General features: G+C 64.2%; 12 protein-coding genes. 3 read left to right on the top strand and 9 right to left on the bottom strand.

Going from position 1 to position 16679, the window contains the following annotated elements; genetic code table 11:
* Nucleotides 1-61 precede the first annotated feature (61 nt).
* The 5 genes from D2E22_RS07625 to D2E22_RS07605 form a co-directional block, all read right to left on the bottom strand.
* Complete coding sequence (locus tag D2E22_RS07625; RefSeq protein WP_126032502.1) at nucleotides 62-2215, bottom strand: glycoside hydrolase family 3 C-terminal domain-containing protein; 2154 nt, start codon at nucleotides 2213-2215, stop codon at nucleotides 62-64.
* Between the two features lie 49 nt (nucleotides 2216-2264).
* Nucleotides 2265-3827, bottom strand: coding sequence for an alpha-L-fucosidase (locus D2E22_RS07620; RefSeq protein WP_241218324.1), 1563 nt, complete (start codon nucleotides 3825-3827; stop codon nucleotides 2265-2267).
* A 253-nt stretch (nucleotides 3828-4080) separates the two neighbouring features.
* Entirely contained in the window at nucleotides 4081-5847 is a 1767-nt protein-coding gene (locus D2E22_RS07615) for an extracellular solute-binding protein (RefSeq protein WP_126032501.1), read from the bottom strand.
* A gap of 119 nt (nucleotides 5848-5966) precedes the next feature.
* Nucleotides 5967-6923, bottom strand: a complete 957-nt coding sequence (locus D2E22_RS07610) for a carbohydrate ABC transporter permease (protein WP_241218312.1) — start codon at nucleotides 6921-6923, stop codon at nucleotides 5967-5969.
* 41 nt (nucleotides 6924-6964) lie between these two features.
* Nucleotides 6965-8029 (bottom strand): ABC transporter permease, encoded by a 1065-nt coding sequence (locus tag D2E22_RS07605; protein ID WP_206431401.1) that lies wholly within the window; start codon nucleotides 8027-8029, stop codon nucleotides 6965-6967.
* Nucleotides 8030-8471: 442 nt separating this feature from the next.
* On the opposite strand from D2E22_RS07605, the gene D2E22_RS07600 reads away from it, so the two are divergent.
* The 3 genes from D2E22_RS07600 to D2E22_RS07590 all read left to right on the top strand — a co-directional run bounded on the left by D2E22_RS07600 (nucleotide 8472) and on the right by D2E22_RS07590 (nucleotide 10793).
* Entirely contained in the window at nucleotides 8472-9125 is a 654-nt protein-coding gene (locus D2E22_RS07600) for a YesL family protein (RefSeq protein ID WP_164518463.1), read from the top strand.
* A gap of 388 nt (nucleotides 9126-9513) precedes the next feature.
* The gene (locus tag D2E22_RS07595) at nucleotides 9514-9720 is read left to right on the top strand and encodes a hypothetical protein (RefSeq protein WP_126032499.1); all 207 of its coding nucleotides are present in this window, start codon (nucleotides 9514-9516) and stop codon (nucleotides 9718-9720) included.
* 332 nt (nucleotides 9721-10052) lie between these two features.
* Nucleotides 10053-10793, top strand: coding sequence for a DedA family protein (locus D2E22_RS07590; protein ID WP_126032498.1), 741 nt, complete (start codon nucleotides 10053-10055; stop codon nucleotides 10791-10793).
* 75 nt (nucleotides 10794-10868) lie between these two features.
* Here D2E22_RS07590 and yicI read toward each other — a convergent pair whose 3' ends face one another.
* The 4 genes from yicI to D2E22_RS07570 form a co-directional block, all read right to left on the bottom strand.
* A complete protein-coding gene (gene yicI / locus D2E22_RS07585) occupies nucleotides 10869-13217 on the bottom strand; it encodes an alpha-xylosidase (protein WP_126032497.1) in 2349 nt (782 codons plus the stop codon).
* A gap of 40 nt (nucleotides 13218-13257) precedes the next feature.
* Nucleotides 13258-14184 (bottom strand): carbohydrate ABC transporter permease, encoded by a 927-nt coding sequence (locus D2E22_RS07580; protein WP_126032496.1) that lies wholly within the window; start codon nucleotides 14182-14184, stop codon nucleotides 13258-13260.
* Between the two features lie 3 nt (nucleotides 14185-14187).
* Complete coding sequence (locus tag D2E22_RS07575) at nucleotides 14188-15156, bottom strand: carbohydrate ABC transporter permease (protein ID WP_126032495.1); 969 nt, start codon at nucleotides 15154-15156, stop codon at nucleotides 14188-14190.
* 116 nt (nucleotides 15157-15272) lie between these two features.
* Complete coding sequence (locus D2E22_RS07570) at nucleotides 15273-16583, bottom strand: ABC transporter substrate-binding protein (RefSeq protein WP_126032494.1); 1311 nt, start codon at nucleotides 16581-16583, stop codon at nucleotides 15273-15275.
* Nucleotides 16584-16679: the final 96 nt, after the last annotated feature.

The raw sequence follows: 16679 nt of genomic DNA, 5'->3' as shown, positions 1-16679 counted from the left end.
TTCGAGACCTGCGCCGCCGGCCCCGGCATCCCCGCCGGGGCCGGCGCCCATGGCCCGGCCATCACCCGTCCTTCCCGTAATGCCGCCTGACGACCGAAGCGCTCAGGCGCAGGTCGCCGACCGATTCGCCGACATGCACGGCGGCCTTCGGGGCCATGCGGAACGCATGCGCCTCGTTGCACCAGTAGCGCAAGGCCCGTCCGCACGGGATCTCGATCGTGACCTGCCTGGTCTCGCCCGCTTCGAGTTCGACCTTCGTGAACCCCTTGAGTTCGTACTTGGGCCGGTCCTCGTCGGTGCCCTCGAGCGTGAAGTACGCCTGCGGGACCGCCTTGCCCGCGCGGCCGCCGGTGTTCGTGACGTGGAAGTCGAGGCGGATCGAGCCGTGCATGTCATGCACCTGTAGGTCGCTGTAGTCGAAGCTCGTGTAGCTCAGGCCGTGTCCGAACGGGAAGAGCACCGGCACGCCCTTCGTCTGGTAGTAGCGGTAGCCGACGTAGATGTCCTCGGCATAGTCGACGTGACCTTCGAGTCCGAAGGTGCCGATCGAGTTCGCCGGGCAGTCGGCCAGGCGCACCGGGAACGTCTCGGGCAGATGCCCGCTCGGGTCGACCGCGCCGAACAGCGTCTCGGCGAGCGCGAATCCGCTTTCCATGCCGTTGTACCAATTCCACACGATCGTGGAGGCCTTGCCCTGCCAGGGCATCTCGACCGGCGATCCGGCCACGAACACGAGCACGGTGTCCGGGTCGATGTCGAGCAGACCGTCGATCAGCGCGTCCTGGCCGTACGGAAGCCCCATGCCCTTGCGGTCGTAGGCCTCCAGGTCGTGGTCGTGGTTGAGGCCGCCGACGAAGACGATCGGGTCGCCGCTCGCTGCGAAGTCGCGGGCCAGCGCGAGGGCCTCGTCACGCAGCCGCCGGGCGCGCTCGGTCTCGTCGGCCGACTTGTCCGCGGCGTTCTCGAGGCTATCCTCCTGCCAGGTGTCGTCCTGGTTGACCTGCGGGGCGTCGTAGCCTTTGGCGTAGGTGATGTCGATGTTGCCGCCAACGAAGCCGTTGATGCCGTTGAGCGGCGAGATCTCGTGGATCGCCTTGATCACGGCGGAGCCGCCGCCGGGCGAATGGATGCGATCGGCGTTGGCGCCCACGATCAGCAGGCGCGAGATGGCGGAACCGTCGAGCGGCAGCACGTCGTGGTCGTTGCGCAGCAGCACGATCGATTCGCGGGCGATGTCGAGCGTCCTGGCCGTGTGCTCGATCGTCGCGTAGGAGCCGGCCTTGCGGCCCTTGCGCGCGTCGCCGAGCATCTTGAGCGCGTCCATGACGGCGAGCACATGCTCCGCCTTCTCGTCGATGAGCGCCTCGGCGACCTCGCCGCCCCTCACGGCTTCGAGCAGCGGGCGCCCGAAGCAGTAGCCGTCGAAGTCGTAGGTGACGTTCATGTCGACGTCGATCGCCACTTCTGCGCTTTTGACGGTGTCCTTGATGCCGCCCCAGTCCGACACGACGAGTCCGTCGAAGCCCCATTCATGGCGCAGGATCCTGTCCAGCAGCACCGGGGATTCGCAGCACTGCCGCCCGTTGACCTTGTTGTAGGCGCCCATGATCGTCAACGCCCCGGCGTCCTGCACCGCCGATCTGAACGCGGGCAGATAGATCTCGCGCAGCGCGCGCTCGGAGATCGTCTCGTCGACCTCGAGCCGGTCGGTCTCCTGGCTGTTGGCCGCGTAGTGCTTCGGGCAGGCGGCCACGTCGGACAGCTGCACGCCCTCGATGTAGGCGTCGCCCTGCACGGCCGTGAGCACCGGGTCCTCGCTCATGTATTCGAAGTTGCGTCCGCACAGCGGCGAGCGCTTGATGTTGAGCGACGGCCCCAGGATCACGTCCTTGCCCCGCCCGCGCGCCTCCTCGCCGAGCACGCGCCCGGTCTCGAACGCGAGCGCCGGGTTCCAGGTCGACGCCACGGCCGATCCGGACGGCAGGTAGCACACCTCGTCGCGCGTGTTGTGCCGGGGCGCCCAGTTGTCGTCATGGGTGTCGGCGCGTACGCCCATCGGCCCGTCGTCGAACACCATCTCGGGGATGCCCAGTCGTGGCACGGCCGCCGTGTGGAACAGCGCGGCGCCGTGGATCATGCCGATCTTCTCCTCGAGCGTCAGCTGCCGCGTCAGTTCCCGGGCCTTGCGCTTGTTCGCCTCGCTGATCATCGTCATTGCCGGTCTCCTTCATTCACTTCGTCGTGGTCTACGGGTCTTGGTGCGACTAGCCGACATGCAATCGGAAGCCGATCGGCGGCACGGGCTCGCCGCGGTCATGGCCGGCGGCGCGCGACCGGCGCGGCAACGGCAGATGCAGGCCGTCGGTGCGCCTGACAAAGGGCGCCGGCCCTTCGCCGAGCAGCTCGACGCCGGTGATGACGCCGTTGAACGCCGGTCGTCGCCCACCGTCAAAGGCCGCGAAGGTGCGGCAGACGAGCTCGTCGGCGCCGGCCGGGTTCAGGCAGAAGCAGTACAGGTCGCCGTCACGGGTCGTGAAGCGCCAGTCGTCGGAGGTCCACCGCGTCGGACGCTGGTCGGCGAACATGCCGGTCTGCGGCGTCGTCGGGCCTTCGCCGCTGATATGCCACGGACGGCTGCCGTAGATGCCGTCGCCGTTCGCCGCGAGCCAGTCGCCGATGCCTTCGAGCAGCGTGCGGTCGCGGTCGTCGATCGACCCGTCGGCGCATGGGCCGACGTTGAGCAGCAGGTTGCCGTTCTTGCTCACCGCGTCGATCAGGCCCACGAGCAGCTCGGGCAGCGTCTTGTAGTCGAGCGAGTCGGTGTGGCACCACGAGTTGCGCGCGAGCGCCGTGTCGGTCTGCCAGACGAAGGGCGTCGCATCGGCGAATCCGCCGCGTTCGACGTCGACGATGCCGGCGCCCCATGCGAGCGCGTCGTATTTGTAGCAGATCGCGGCGTCGAAGCCGCGCGCGGCCATATGGTCGTAGTAGTAGGCGGCGAGCCGGCGCAGATACGGCTTGAACGCGCGGTGCTGCACCCACCAGTCGAAGTAGAGCAGTTCCGGCAGATACATGTCGATGATCTCGACGTTGCGCGCGAGCCAGTCGTCGAGGAAGTCCTCGCTCGGCGCGGGACAGGAGTCGATGTCGAATTCGTTCGGCTCGGGCGTCATGGCCGGCCAGTAGAAGTCGCCGCGCGCCATCGGCTCGCGCACATCGGAGTCGAAGGCGCGGCCGTGCCCCATGAACCACCAGTGTTCGGCGCGGTGGTTCGACGTCGTGAACCGCAGACCGTGCGCGATCGCGGCGGCGCGCAGTTCGCCGAGCACGTCGCGGCGCGGGCCCATCTCGGCGGCGTTCCAGCGCGACAGCCGGCTGCGGTACATCTGGAATCCGTCGTGGTGCTCGCTCACCGGCATGACGTAGCGCGCGCCGGCGCGGGCGAACAGCGCGCACCATGCGTCGGCGTCGAACGCCGGCGCCGTGAACATCGGGATGAAGTCCTTGTAGCCGAAGTCGCGCTGCGCGCCGTAGACGGCCCGGTGGTGGTCGAATTCCGGATAGCCTTCGATGTACATGTTGCGCGAATACCATTCGTTGCGGTATCCGGGCACCGTGTACGGCCCCCAATGCGTGAAGATGCCGAACTTCGCGTCGGCGAACCATGACGGATCGCGGTGCGCGGCGAGCGACGCCCATGTCGCATCGTAGGGGCCGGCGGCGATCGTCGCGTCGACGGCGCAGGCATCGAGCATCGCGGCCGCGTCGAGTTTCGCCCCGCCTTCGGGCTGCGCCGTGACGTCCGGTTTCGTCGTGTCGTTCATCATCACACACTCCCCTTCGTTGTTGTCCTTTTGCCGTCTGACGGCGCTCCGGGCGCCCCGTGTCCTCCGGACGTGCGCCGTCGGCCGCGGCCGTCACGTCCGAGTTGGTTCGATGATCGAACCAACAGGTGATTCGCAGGGAGCGCCGCATCCCGACGGATGCGGCGCTCCCGTGCCGAGAGGTCTCCGCCGCCCTGCGACGGCGGAGGCCTCTCGGTTGTTCAGTTGTGCCGCAAGGAGGCGGCGACCCGGAAGGTCACTGCTTGTCCGCGTACTCCTTGACGATCTCCTGGCGGGCCTTGATCAGCGCCTTCGCGTTGTCCTCGTCGACCTTGAGCACCTGCGCGTAGCCGAGGTCGTTGAGCTGCGTGCCCATGTCCTTGAAGGTCGACTGGCATTCGGCCTCGCTCTTGGCGACGACGGCCTGCCACGACGCGTTGATCACTTCGGTCTTGACCGACGAGCGCAGCGTTGAGATCTGCGAATCCTCCTCCGGAGGCGTGTAGGTGGCGCCCGGCGCGACGGCGAGCCTGCCGGTCTTCTCGAGGTATTCGATGTCGGTCTTCGCGCCGTCCATGTGCTTCGACCAGTCCTCGCTCAGCTTCGTCTGCTTCGCGAGCTGGGTCGCCCACAGCTGCGGGTTGAACGCGGACTTCGTGTTCGGATCGGTGCTGTTCGCGTTCACCGTCTTGAAGTTGAGCGTCGAGATGCCGTCGTTGTAGGAGCCGCCGCCGTATTCGGCCGGCACCTGCAGGCCGTCGGAGTTGAACATCGCCTTCTCGCCGAACTCGTTGAGCTGCGGCTCGCCCTTGTCATCGAGCGTCCAGCACATGTCCTTTGGGCAGGCGGCGCCGCCGGAGTTGGCCGCCGAGGCGTAGATGCCCTCGGGCGAGTAGAGCCAGTCGATGAACTTCGCGAGGCGTTCCTTGTTCTTCGCCTTCGAGCCGATCGCGATGAAAGTGTTGCCGTCGCCCTCCGGCTGGAAGCCCGGCGTGTACACGTCCATGTCCTGCAGCGGGGCGAGCATGAAGCCGACGCCCTTCTCCTGGTTCTCGTTGCTGTTCATGCGCGGCTTGCCGAGCCACGACCAGATCGACATGAGCACCTTGCCGTTCGTCACCTTCGTTGACAGGTTGTCCCAGTTCTGCGTCGTCGATTCCGGATCGACGAGACCCATGCGGTCGCACTTGTTGAAGAACTCGATCATCTTGTCGTAGGCGCTGCCGACCTGCGAGGCCGGGACGATCTGCGAATCCTCGTCATCGGACGGCACGAGCACCGAATTCTGCGCGAAGTAGCCGTACCACTGCGAGGCGGCCATCGCGTTCTGCATCATCTCGCCGTCCCAGTCCTTGAACAGCGACACGGCGTAGATGTCGTTGTCGCCGGTCTCCTCGCGCGCCTTGTCCTGCATCTGCTTGAGCACGTCCGCGAAGTCGTCGAGGTTCTTGATCTCGGGGTACCCGATCTTCGCGTAGTAGTCCCAGCGGATGTACGGGGCGGCGGCCGGCTCGATGCCGTCGGCGGACTTCGTCGGCGATTCGTCGGACACGTTGCCCGGCACGCCCCAGACGCCGTCCTGGCCGGCCTGCTTCGTCACGTAGTCCACGCCGGCCTGGTAGCGCTTGACGTTCGTCATCGTGTCGTAGTACGGCGTCATGTCGGTGATGAGCTTCGACTTGACGAGCTTCTGCAGACGGCCGTTCTGCATGCCGACGATGACGAGGTCGCCGAGATTGCCCGCCGTGGAGCGCGTGTCGAACAACGTATCGCCGCCGCCGGCCACGTTCGGGGCGATGATGTTGAGCTCCATATTGAACTTGTCCTTGACGATCTTGGCGAACCAGCCCTTCTGGACGCCCTGGTAGTTCGCGGTCGACGAGAACACGTCCACCTTCATGAAGCTGCCGTCGTCGGGTCCGTCGCTCGCGGAGTCGCCGCCGCCGCAGGCAGCGACGGAGACGAGCATTGCCGCCGAAAGCGTCGCGGCGATTCCCGAGACGATCTTCTTCCTGATTTCCATGAGGAAACCTCCTTGTATCCTTCTGTCTTCGGCTCATCGATGAGCACATCTGGTTGGTTGTCGGTCGGTTTGCGAAACCGTGGATCGGGGCGGGGGCCATGCGGCTCCCCGCGTATGGGTCAGCCCTTGACCGCGCCGAGCATCATGCCCTTGACGAAGAAGCGCTGGAAGAACGGGTAGATGAACATGATCGGCAGCACGACGATGACGGAGACGGTCATGCGGATCGCCGTCGGCGTGGCCGCCGTGGACAACAGCGCGGCGTTCGCGGCGTTCGCCTTGACCGAGTTCGCGATCGAGCTCGCCTGGTTGATGTAGGTGTAGAGCAGGTACTGCAGGCTCCACAGCTTCGAATCGGTCATGTAGATCAGCGTGTCCTGGAAGGAGTTCCACTGGTTGACGGCGGAGAAGATCGCCACCGTCGCCAGGATCGGCGTGCACATCGGCAGCACGATCTTCCAGAACACCGTCATCGTGCCGGCGCCGTCGACCTCCGCGGCCTCCTGCAGCGAAGCGGGGATCGACTCGATGTAGGTCTTGACGAGGATGATGTTGAACGGCTGCACGATCGCCGGCAGGATGTACACCCAGAAGTTGTTCGTCAGGCCGTAGTTCTTCATCGTGATGAACATCGGGATCAGGCCGGCGTTGAAGTACATCGTGATGACGACGAAGCGGTACCAGAACGAACGCTTCCACATCTTCTGCTGCGTGAACATGAAGCCGAGGTAGGCGGAGGCAAGCACGGTGAGCACGGTGCCGATGACGGTGCGGGCCACCGAGATCCACGCGGACTGCGCCAGGCCGTCGAGGCCGAGCACCGTCTTGTAGTTTCCCCAGTGCAGGCCCTTGATGCACCAGGTGACGTCGCCCGCGGCGGCCGCCTGGTTGTTCGACAGCGAATTGATGATCAGATAGTAGAACGGGTAGGTGCAGATCAGCGCGAACAACGTGAGGATGATGATGTTCACGACGTTGTAGATCCTCTCGCCCTTGGTGCGGCGCATGGCCGGGGAGACGCTCGCCTTGGCCCTCCTCGGCTTCTTGGCGGTCGCAGGTGCTGTTGCGGTTGTCATGGTAACTCCTTAAAACCTTGAACCTTGTCGATTGCCGGGGATCAGACGATGCCCACGCCGCGCGTGCGCTTGGACAGCCAGTTGACGAGCAGCAGCAGGCCGACCGAGACGAGGGACTTGAGCATCGAGATCGCGGTGCCGAGCGACAGGCTGTTCTGGCCCATGCCGACGTTGTAGACGTAGAGGTCGAGCACCTGGATCCACTTCTGGTTGAAGGCGTTCTGGAAGACGTAGTACTGGTCCATGCCGTTGTTGAGGAAGTTCGAGATCGACAGCATGAGCAGCACGAAGTAGGTCGGCATCAGCTGCGGGATCGTCACGTGAATGATCTGCTGGAAGCGGTTCGCGCCGTCCACCTGCGCGGCCTCGTAGAGTTCGGGGTCGATGCCGGCGATGCCCGCGAGGTACATGATCGAGCCCCAGCCGAGGCCCTTCCACAGGTTCCACAGCAGCATCTTGAGCCAGACCTGATCGGGCGAGTCGAGGAACTTGATCGGTTCGCTGATGATATGCAGGTTCTGCAGCAGGTCGTTGACCATGCCGGTCGATGAGAACATCGCGAAGGCGATCGAGTAGACGAGCACCCAGGAGATGAAGTTCGGCAGCGTCGTGAGCGTCTGGATGAGGTTCTTGAACCACTTCGCGCGGATCTCGTTGAGCGCGATCGCGAAGATGACCGGCAGGAACGACGTGAGGATGTTGAGGCCCGACATCGCGAAGGTGTTGAGCAGCACCTGGCCGATCGTGCGCAGCTGCGCCGGGTTCTGCACCATCATCTCGAACCACTGCAGGCCGACGAACTTGCTTTCGGAAAGCGGGATCGGCGGCTGGTAGTCGTAGAACGCGTAGATCCAGCCGAACAGCGGGACGTAGCTGAACAGGAACACGAGAATCAGCAGCGGGGCCACGTACAGCCACAGCTTGAACGCATGGCGCTTGTCCACATGGGCCTCGGCGGCCATCTTCGCCGCCTTCTTCACGGCGCGACGGTCGCGACGGCTCAGCTTGGATTCCTCGGCGGCCTCGACTTCCCTGCCGACGACGGCTGCGGCGCCACCTGTTAAGCCGATGGTCTCATCGGTCTCGGTGCTAGACGACGTCTGCATCTCTCCTCCTTTGGAAACTGATGTCAGCGATTCCAAGCCCCGCAACCTCGCGAAGCTTTCTCACTTCTTGTTGAATAGATTATAAACAACGGATTCATTTGTCAAATCAGATAACGAAGTTCCGCGTTGCGGCGGTTTTCCGCTTCTGGACACAGCGGAGGGCACATGTGCTTCTCTGTGAGCTGAAATCATTTTCGCCGGAACGACAGCGTTTCCGCGACACGCAGACATCGTCCGCAGTAGACAACTCTGTTTCTTATTTATATACTTATCAACAATAGTCGATGTGGACACATATCCAATGGTCACCCCACGCAGGCAGCGACCATATGACATATCGGTCGATCGTATGCAAGGCGGATCTTGCGGATGGACGGCCACGCCGCACGGGCCGCGCCGACGCGCCCGGGCGACCCGGCACAGGAAGGAAAAGGAAGCAGCCATGAGGTTCAACACGGAAGCGCCGTTCTGGCAGTTCATGGGAACGCTCGCGCGATTCACCGCGCTCAATCTCGTCTTCCTCGTCACGCTGCTGCCGATCGTCACGATCGGCCCGGCGCAGGCGGCGCTCTACAGCACGCTGTTCCAGTACGACGAGCATGACGACATCAGGCTCGTGCACGAATACCTCAAGCGCTTCAAGCGTGAATTCAAACAGGGGCTCATCTCCGGACTGCTGCTCCTTGCGCTCGTCGCCGCGCTCATCTTCGGCCTCGCGTTCTGGGTGGCCTGGGACACCGACGTCGCCTATGCCCCGCTGATCGTCCTCATCGCCGCCACGGTCGCGGTGCTGTTCCTCGCCGAATACCTCTTCCCGTTGCAGGCGCGTTTCGACAACCCGATCGGCCGCACCTGGAAGCTCGCCGCGATGTTCCCATGGCGCGCCTTCGCCTGCTCGTTCGCGCTCGTCGGCATCGACGTCGTCGCGCTCGGGCTGGCCTATTTCGTCCCGTTCATCCGCGTGCTCATGCTCATCTTCGGCATGAGCTGGGTCGCCTACGCGAAGTCGCTCATCCTGCTGTGGGGCTTCCGCAAATACGGCGGCTACGGCGAGGTCGAGCGCCCCACCTTCGTGAACGCCAACTCCGGGCTGTGACCCCGCCACGCCCCGCACCATATGCCGAGACGGACACCCGGTGGACAATCCTCCCAAGACTTACCCTTCCCCTTTCCTCAACAACCGGCCGTAGCGCTTCCTCCGCTGCGGCCGCTTTCTTCCCCGCGCACCGTTCGCACGCGCCCACCGGCTTCAGCCACCACAACGGCCAGGGCTGCGCCCCATCACGGTACGTCGATTATTGAATCTCGATATTATGCAGCAGATTGTAATATTATCCACTATTGGCACAAATGTTTAGTCGCCCTACCGCCTGATATGCTTTATATGAAACTGCCAAAGCTGGCCCATCCGGAGGATTGGTCGAAGACGCCGGTCAGGGGTCCGATCGGCTGCCGGCTCAAGTAGCGGAAGAAAGCAGGCCATCATGAAGTTGTCTCGTCGTCAATGGATTCGTCTTGTCGCAGGCACGCTGCTTTTCGCGGCCCTCAACGCACTATCGATGCTGTTCACCTCTGGCACGTCAACGTTGCTGAGTTGGCGCGGCTTGCTTGGAGTAGCGGTCCTATCGGCATTCTTCTTCCTCATCACAGCCTGGTGGATGTCGACCCTGCACCCCGACGGCGAGGACTGACATGATCCGATTCCGCGGCATTGCACCAAGATAGGCCACGTGCAATGCCGCGTCTTGCATGCCACAACACAACCGCGCCCCGTCAGACCCCCGCAATCACAACCGCCGCATCTCCACCCAACTCCGTTCGCTAAGCCCCACCTCCGCGATCACAACCGCCGCGCACCCTCCCAACTCTGTTCGCCAGCCACCTCCGCATCCGCTTCCGGATCCCCCACCGCCCGCACTCCATCCGCACAGCCGCCCGTATGGCTGCCATGCTATATAGAGATACCGGTAATAGGTAACGAATGGTCACGGCGCATCCGCGTCCTCACTCGTCAAGGATTTCCATGGGATTCATTCATTTCATCGCCAACCTGCTCAAGGATCCGCGCGGCGCGATCGCCGGCTGGATCGCGATGGGCGTCGCCCCCACGCTCGGCTTCATCTTCCTGATCGTCTTCATCGAGACCGGCGTCGTCTTCTTCCCGTTCCTACCCGGCGACTCGCTGCTGTTCGCCGCCGGTTTCTTCGCCGCGCCGGACGCGGCGACCGGCGAATCCGCGCTGCCGATCGCCGCGCTGCTGCCGGTCGTCTGGATCGCGCCGATCCTCGGCGACCAGTGCAACTACTTCATCGGCCATTTCTTCGGCCGCCGCATCATCGAATCCGGCAAGGTCAAGGCGATGACGCCGGAGCGTCTCGCGAAGACGGAGACGATGATCGACCGTTGGGGCCCGCTCGCCGTCTTCCTCGGACGCTTCTTCCCGTTCATCCGCACGTTCATGCCGTTCATCTCCGGCATCACCGGCATGCAATGGCGCCGTTTCACGCCGTTCTCGATTCTCGGCGGCCTCGTCTGGTCGTCGCTGTTCACATTGCTCGGCTACTTCTTCGGCGGCATACCGGTCGTCCAGGAGAACTTCGAGTTCGTCATCGTCGCGATCCTCATCATCTCGCTGATCCCGACCTTCGTCGGCCTGTTCAAGGCGAAGTTCGGCAGGAAGAATGTCGCGTCGGCGACCGAACTCGCCGAGGACGAGACGACGCCGCTTGTCGAGCCCCTCGACGACGACGCCCGCAACGCCTGATCGCACACGAGCCGCATCTTCCCCACCGCCGGCGCGTCCATGTTCCCGCCGTCCTGCACGGCATGGGCGACCGGATCAGCCATCGACCCGGTTGACTATGACCCCGTCGCCGTCACGCCTCGCCGTGAAGACGACGCGGCGCCCGTCGGTGCAGGTGACCGTCGCGCGCGCCTCGGTCTCGTCGCCGAGGAAGACGCGCACATCCGGATCGTCCGCGTAGTCGTAGTCCGGCGTCGTCGCGCCCGGGTGCGTGACGACGACCGAGCCGTCGCGCACCCACAGCGGCACCGAGTCGAAATCGTGATGCTCAGTGCGCCACATGCCATGCTCGCTGCGCACATGCTCGCCGGTGAACCAGTTCGTCCACCCGCCGGCCGGCAGATAGTAGCTCACGTCGCCGGAGTAGCTGAACACCGGCGCGACGAGCAGCGACGGGCCGAGCATGTACTGCCGGTCGAGCGTGCGGCATGCCGGGTCGTCGGGGAACTCGACGAACATCGACCGCATGACCGGCGTGCCGTGCTCGTGCGCGTCGACGCCCAGCTGATACAGATACGGCATCAGGCTGAGCTTGAGCAGCGTGAACTCACGGCAGACGTCGACGGCGCTCTGACCGGGTTCGACGCTGCGTCCCTGGCGCGCATCCTCCTCGTCGAACAGCCACGGCACGCGGTAGACGGTCGAGCCGTGCAGCCGCGAGTGCGAGCTGAGCAGCCCGAAGGCCAGCCAACGCTTGTAGACGGCCGGATCGGGGAACGCGCCCTCGAATCCGCCGATGTCATGGCTCCAGAAGCCGAATCCGGAGGATGTGAGCGACAGGCCGCCGCGCAGCGTCTGCGCCATGCCGTTGAACGTCGATTCGCAGTCGCCGCCCCAATGCACCGGGAACCTCTGGCCGCCGGCCGTCGCCGAACGTGCGAACAGGCACGCCTTGCCGGCGCCGTACACCTCCTCGATCGCCTCGAACACCGTCTGGTTGTACAGCTCGGTGTACCAGTTGTGCATCGACAGCTTCGGGGCGCCGTCATGCCAGACGACGTCGCGGGGGATGCGCTCGCCGAAGTCGGTCTTGATCGCGTCGATGCCCTGCCTGAGCAGTGCGACGACCTTGCCCTTGAACCATGCGCGCGCGTCAGGGTTCGTGAAGTCGACGAGGCCCATGCCGGCCTGCCAGTTGTCGGTCTGCCAGACCGTGCCGTCCGGGTTGCGCACCAGATAGCCTTCGCGCATGCCCTCGTCGAACATCGCGCCGCTCTGGCCGATGTACGGGTTGATCCACGCGCACAGATGCAGCCCCTTGTCCTCGTGCAGCCGCCTGAGCGTCGCCTCGATGTCAGGAAAGAAGCGCGCGTCCCATTCGAAATCGGTCCAGTGGAACTCGCGCATCCAATAGCAGTCGTAGTGGAACGCGCTCAGCGGGATGCCGCGTTCGGCCATGCCGTCGACGAAGGACGTGATCGTCGCCTCGTCGTACTTCGTCGTGAACGACGTCGTCAGCCACAGTCCGTAGCTCCACGCCGGCACTTGCGCGGGGCGTCCGGTCAACCGCGTGTAGCGGTCGAGGATCTGCTTCGGCGTCGGCCCGTAGATCACGCACAAGTCGATCGTCTCGCCCGGTACCGAGCACTGCACGGCCTCGGTGTTTACGGTGCCCACCTCGAAGGAGACGTGGCCGCGGTCGTTGACGAAGACGCCGTACCCGTTGCTCGTCATGTAGAACGGGATGTCCTTGTACCCCTGTTCCGACGCGGTGCCGCCGTCCTCGTTCCAGATGTCGACGCTCTGGCCGTTCTTCACGAACGCGGCGAAGCGTTCGCCCAGACCGTAGACGGTCTCGCCGACGCCGAGCGACAGCTGGATCGACGTGAACGTGCGCGATTCATCCTTCGCGAGCCCCGTCGGCGTCACGCCGAACTCGCCGACCGGCTCCGCGCTCACGTTGGCGAGCTCGTCGAGCGCGAAGCGCGCGAGCGACTTGCCGCGCGACTGCGTGAGCATGCGGCCGGATCCGTCGGTGAACGTGAGGTTCCATTCGGGCCCCTTGACGACGGTCGCCGTCAGGCCGCCGGAGCGCAGCGCGGCCGTCGCGCCGCGCTCGCCGGTCTCGCCGTCGCCGTCGCCGCATGCGACGACGCTCACGTAGTCGCGATCGCCGGCCTCGTCCTGCGTGATCGGGAATCCGATGCCCTGCGGGCCGCCGCGCCAATGGGTGGCGCGCACGCGGATGACGCCCTCGATCGGCGTGCTGAGTTCCACGTGAAACGCCGGCTGGTTGAGCGTGTTCGCGCGTTCGCCGATGACGCGCGTCGGCGCGAGCACATCGATCGTCTCACGGGCGGGGTCGGCGTGCAGTTCGTAGGCGTCGCGCGCGAACAGCGCGTCGACGCCGTCGCGCATCAGCCAGTAGCCGTTGGTGAATTTCATCAGGTCTCCTTGTGGATGGTGTGGGTCGGATGCGGACGCGTCACTTGACGGCGCCGGCGGTGATGCCGCGCGAGAGCGTACGCTGGAAGATCAGGAAGAAGATGAGCGTCGGCACGATGCTGATGAGCGACGCCGAGGCCGTCGTCGTGACGTCCATCAGGCGGTCGCCGGTCAGCGAGCTGATCGCGATCGGCACGGTCTGCGACGAGTTGTCGACGAGGAACGCGAGCGGGATCATGTACTCGTTCCATGTCCAGATGAAGAAGAACACGAGCAGCACGCTCAGCGTCGGCTTCGAGATCGGGAAGACGACATCCTTGAAGATGCGCCAGCGGCTCGCGCCGTCGATCGTGGCGGCCTCGAGGATCGACTTCGGGAAGGTGCCGAAGACCGACGAGAGCAGATAGGTGCCGAAGGCGCTCTGGATGACGGTGAAGATGATGACGATCGCCCACGGGTTGTTGTACAGGCCCATCCCCTTGAACATCGTGTACAGCGGGTAGAGCATCGCCTCCTGCGGCAGCATGTTCGCGAGCATGATGAGCAGCGTGATCCATTTACGCCCCTTGACGCGTCCGATGCCGAGCGCGAACGCGTTGAACATCGACAGCACGACGGCGAGCACGGCCACCAGACCGGAGGTCCAGATGCTGTTCCACACCTTCTCGGGGAAGTTGACGCGCTGCCAGAACGTGGCCAGCCCGGTGAAGCTCAGCCCCTTCGGCCAGGCGAGCGGTCCGGAGGCGTTGTAGTCGGCGGAGGTCTTGAACGCGTTGAGCAGCAGCACGATGAACGGGAACATCATGATGAGCGCGCCGACGATGAGCAGCGCGAGCGCCACCCAGTCGCCCGCCGTGCGGTTCTTCCTGACGTGCGCGATCTCCTTGAGTTCCTTCGGCGTGAGCTTGTGCTGATCAGGCGAGTTGTATTCAAAGTCCTGTTCGGCGGATACGAGCGTGGAAGTCATGGCCTACTCCTCATCCTCTTTGGCGACCTTCTCCTGAAGGTTCGTGAACGCAATCGAAACGATGATGATGACGATGGTGAGCGCCGTGGCGATCGCCGCACCGTATCCCACCTGCTGCGACTGGAAGAACTGCTTGTACGAGTAGTACGACGGCACCGTCGTGCTCGTGCCCGGACCGCCGCGCGTGAGCATCTGCACCGGGCCGAACACCTTGAGCGCGGCGATCGTGCAGGTGAGCGCGACGACGAAGATCTCCGGCTTGATCGACGGCAACGTGATCGCGCGGAACCGCTGCCACCAATTGGCGCCGTCGAGACTCGCGGCCTCGTAGAGCTCCGGATCGACGCGCTGCAGGCCGGACATGAAGATGACGAGCGGATAGCCGATCTGGATCCAGATCATGATGAGCATCAGGAAGATCAGCGCCGTGTCCGGCTTGCCGAGCCAGTCATGCTGCAGGCCGCCCAGGCCGACCGCCTTGAGCAGCGCGTTGAGCGCGCCGTTCTCCGGGCGCAGGATCCAGCCCATGACGAGCGAGGCGACGGCGATCGGCAGCAGCTGCGGGAAGTAGTACAGCGCGCGCATCGTCGAGGCGGTGCGCGGACCGAACTTCTTCTGGACGACGTCGAACAGCAGCGACGACAGCACGAGGCCGACGAGGATCGGGATGATGACCATCGCCAGGATCATCCAGATCGAGTTCATGAACGAGACCCAGAACGTGTGGTCCTTGATGAGGCGCGACCAGTTGGTCAGGCCCGCCCAGACCGGCGGCTTGATGCCGCGGTAGTTGGTGAAGCTCAGATAGATGTTCCACACGGCCGGGATCACGATGATCCACAGCAGCATCAGCAGCCCCGGGATCAGATAGACCCAGAATCGCCGCGACGGGCTTCCGGGGATGCGCGACATCCCGCGCTCGCGTGTGGCCGCGTCGCGCTCGCGCTTGGTACGGTTGGTTGTTGAAGACATGATGCACTTCCCTCAGCGGTGTTGCCCTGCAGGCATGCGGCGGCCGGACGGCCGTGCGGTGGGCTGGCCGCCCGGCCGCCGCGGATGGAATGAGACGTGGATGGGAACGGGGCCGGTCAGTCCTTGACGCCGGCGTCCTGGACGCCCTTGTCGTAGTCGGACTTCATCTGGGCGATCGCGCCCTTGACGTCGGTCGAGCCGTTGATGAGCTCCTGCAACGAGGCATTGAGCTCGTCATAGAAGGTGGCGGTCGGCCAGTCGGGGTAGAAGCCGAGCGCGTTGTCCTTGAGCACCGTGTTGAAGGATTCGATGAGCTCCTTCGTCGCCTTGTCGGTGATCTTGTCCGGGTCGGCGGCGATCGGCAGGCCGCCGGAGTTGCCCATCAGGTCCTGCACTTCGGGGCTCAGCGTGATGTTGATGAACTTGGCCGCCAGATCCTTGCGCTTCGAGTTCTCCGGGATGACCCACAGGTTGCCGGAGGAGCCGACGACCTTCTTGGACTGCGGGAAGGTCGAGAACGTGATGTTCGTGCCCTTCATGTCGTTCTGGAAGCGGCCGTACCACCAGGTGCCGGAGAAGAACATCGGATAGGTGCCGTTGATGAAGCCCTGGCCGACGTCCTCGGCCTTGAGGCCGGTGCAGTCCTTGGAGATGTAGCCCTTGTCGGTCCAGTCCTTGATCGTCTGCGTCGCGTAGGTGATTGGTTCCGAATCCCAGTCGACGTCGCCGTCGTACATCTCATAGGCCTTGACGAACTGGTCGTCGGCCTTGCTCAGCACGAGCTGCCACCACAGATGCTGCACCGGGTATTCGGCGGCGCCCTCGGCGAGCGGCGTGATGCCCTTGTCGACGAACTGCTGCATCGCGTCGGTCAGCTCGTCCAACGTCGTCGGGATCTTGATGCCGTTCTTGTCGAACATGTCCTTGTTGTAGTACATGATCACGTCCTCGCCGTAGTTCGTGATGCCGTACCAGTTGCCGGAGCCCATGACGCCCTTGTCGTTGTATTTGCCGGTGTCGGCGAGCGATCCGGTGACCTTCTCGTCCCATTTGTACTGCTTGACGTAGTCGTCGAGGTTCGTCAGCAGCCCCTGGCTGGCGAGCAGACCGGCCGTCGCGTTGCCCTTGTTGTATTCCATGACGTCCGGCGCCTCGTCCGAGTTGAGGATCTGCGATGCGTTCTGACGGATCTGCTCGAAGGACTTCTTCTCGAATTCGACCTTGACGCCGGTCTCCTTCTCGAAGATCTCCATCGCCTTCTTCCAGGCGACGCCCATCGCGCCGTTGTCCTCCTCGTAATGCCAGATCTTGATCGACGTCGGGTTCTCCTCCTGTGCGGTGCCGCTGCCGCCGCATCCCGCAAGACCGCACATGCCGACCGCCGTCACGGCGGCCAGACCCGCCGCGATTGCCTTACGAACGTTCATAGTACTTCCTTACACTTCAGCGCCATTACTGACTTTCGGATATTGCAGGGATTCAGCCTTGAATCTCATGATTAAATTAAATCATCGAAGGAAATA

Origin of the sequence: Bifidobacterium castoris (assembly GCF_003952025.1) — a bacterium.
Lineage (GTDB): Bacteria > Actinomycetota > Actinomycetes > Actinomycetales > Bifidobacteriaceae > Bifidobacterium > Bifidobacterium castoris.
The sequence above is the reverse complement of the archived record's forward strand: the minus strand, read 5'-3'. Positions and strand labels throughout refer to the sequence as shown.

What these genes read in the sequence shown, in the direction of transcription:
- D2E22_RS07590 (WP_126032498.1), top strand. Translation starts at nt 10,053, where the DNA reads ATGGGATTCATTCATTTCATCGCCAACCTGCTCAAGGATCCGCGCGGC.
- D2E22_RS07600 (WP_164518463.1), top strand. Translation starts at nt 8,472, where the DNA reads ATGAGGTTCAACACGGAAGCGCCGTTCTGGCAGTTCATGGGAACGCTC.
- yicI (WP_126032497.1), bottom strand. Translation starts at nt 13,217, where the DNA reads ATGAAATTCACCAACGGCTACTGGCTGATGCGCGACGGCGTCGACGCG.
- D2E22_RS07580 (WP_126032496.1), bottom strand. Translation starts at nt 14,184, where the DNA reads ATGACTTCCACGCTCGTATCCGCCGAACAGGACTTTGAATACAACTCG.
- D2E22_RS07615 (WP_126032501.1), bottom strand. Translation starts at nt 5,847, where the DNA reads ATGGAAATCAGGAAGAAGATCGTCTCGGGAATCGCCGCGACGCTTTCG.
- D2E22_RS07605 (WP_206431401.1), bottom strand. Translation starts at nt 8,029, where the DNA reads ATGCAGACGTCGTCTAGCACCGAGACCGATGAGACCATCGGCTTAACA.
- D2E22_RS07625 (WP_126032502.1), bottom strand. Translation starts at nt 2,215, where the DNA reads ATGACGATGATCAGCGAGGCGAACAAGCGCAAGGCCCGGGAACTGACG.
- D2E22_RS07595 (WP_126032499.1), top strand. Translation starts at nt 9,514, where the DNA reads ATGAAGTTGTCTCGTCGTCAATGGATTCGTCTTGTCGCAGGCACGCTG.
- D2E22_RS07620 (WP_241218324.1), bottom strand. Translation starts at nt 3,827, where the DNA reads ATGATGAACGACACGACGAAACCGGACGTCACGGCGCAGCCCGAAGGC.
- D2E22_RS07575 (WP_126032495.1), bottom strand. Translation starts at nt 15,156, where the DNA reads ATGTCTTCAACAACCAACCGTACCAAGCGCGAGCGCGACGCGGCCACA.
- D2E22_RS07610 (WP_241218312.1), bottom strand. Translation starts at nt 6,923, where the DNA reads ATGACAACCGCAACAGCACCTGCGACCGCCAAGAAGCCGAGGAGGGCC.
- D2E22_RS07570 (WP_126032494.1), bottom strand. Translation starts at nt 16,583, where the DNA reads ATGAACGTTCGTAAGGCAATCGCGGCGGGTCTGGCCGCCGTGACGGCG.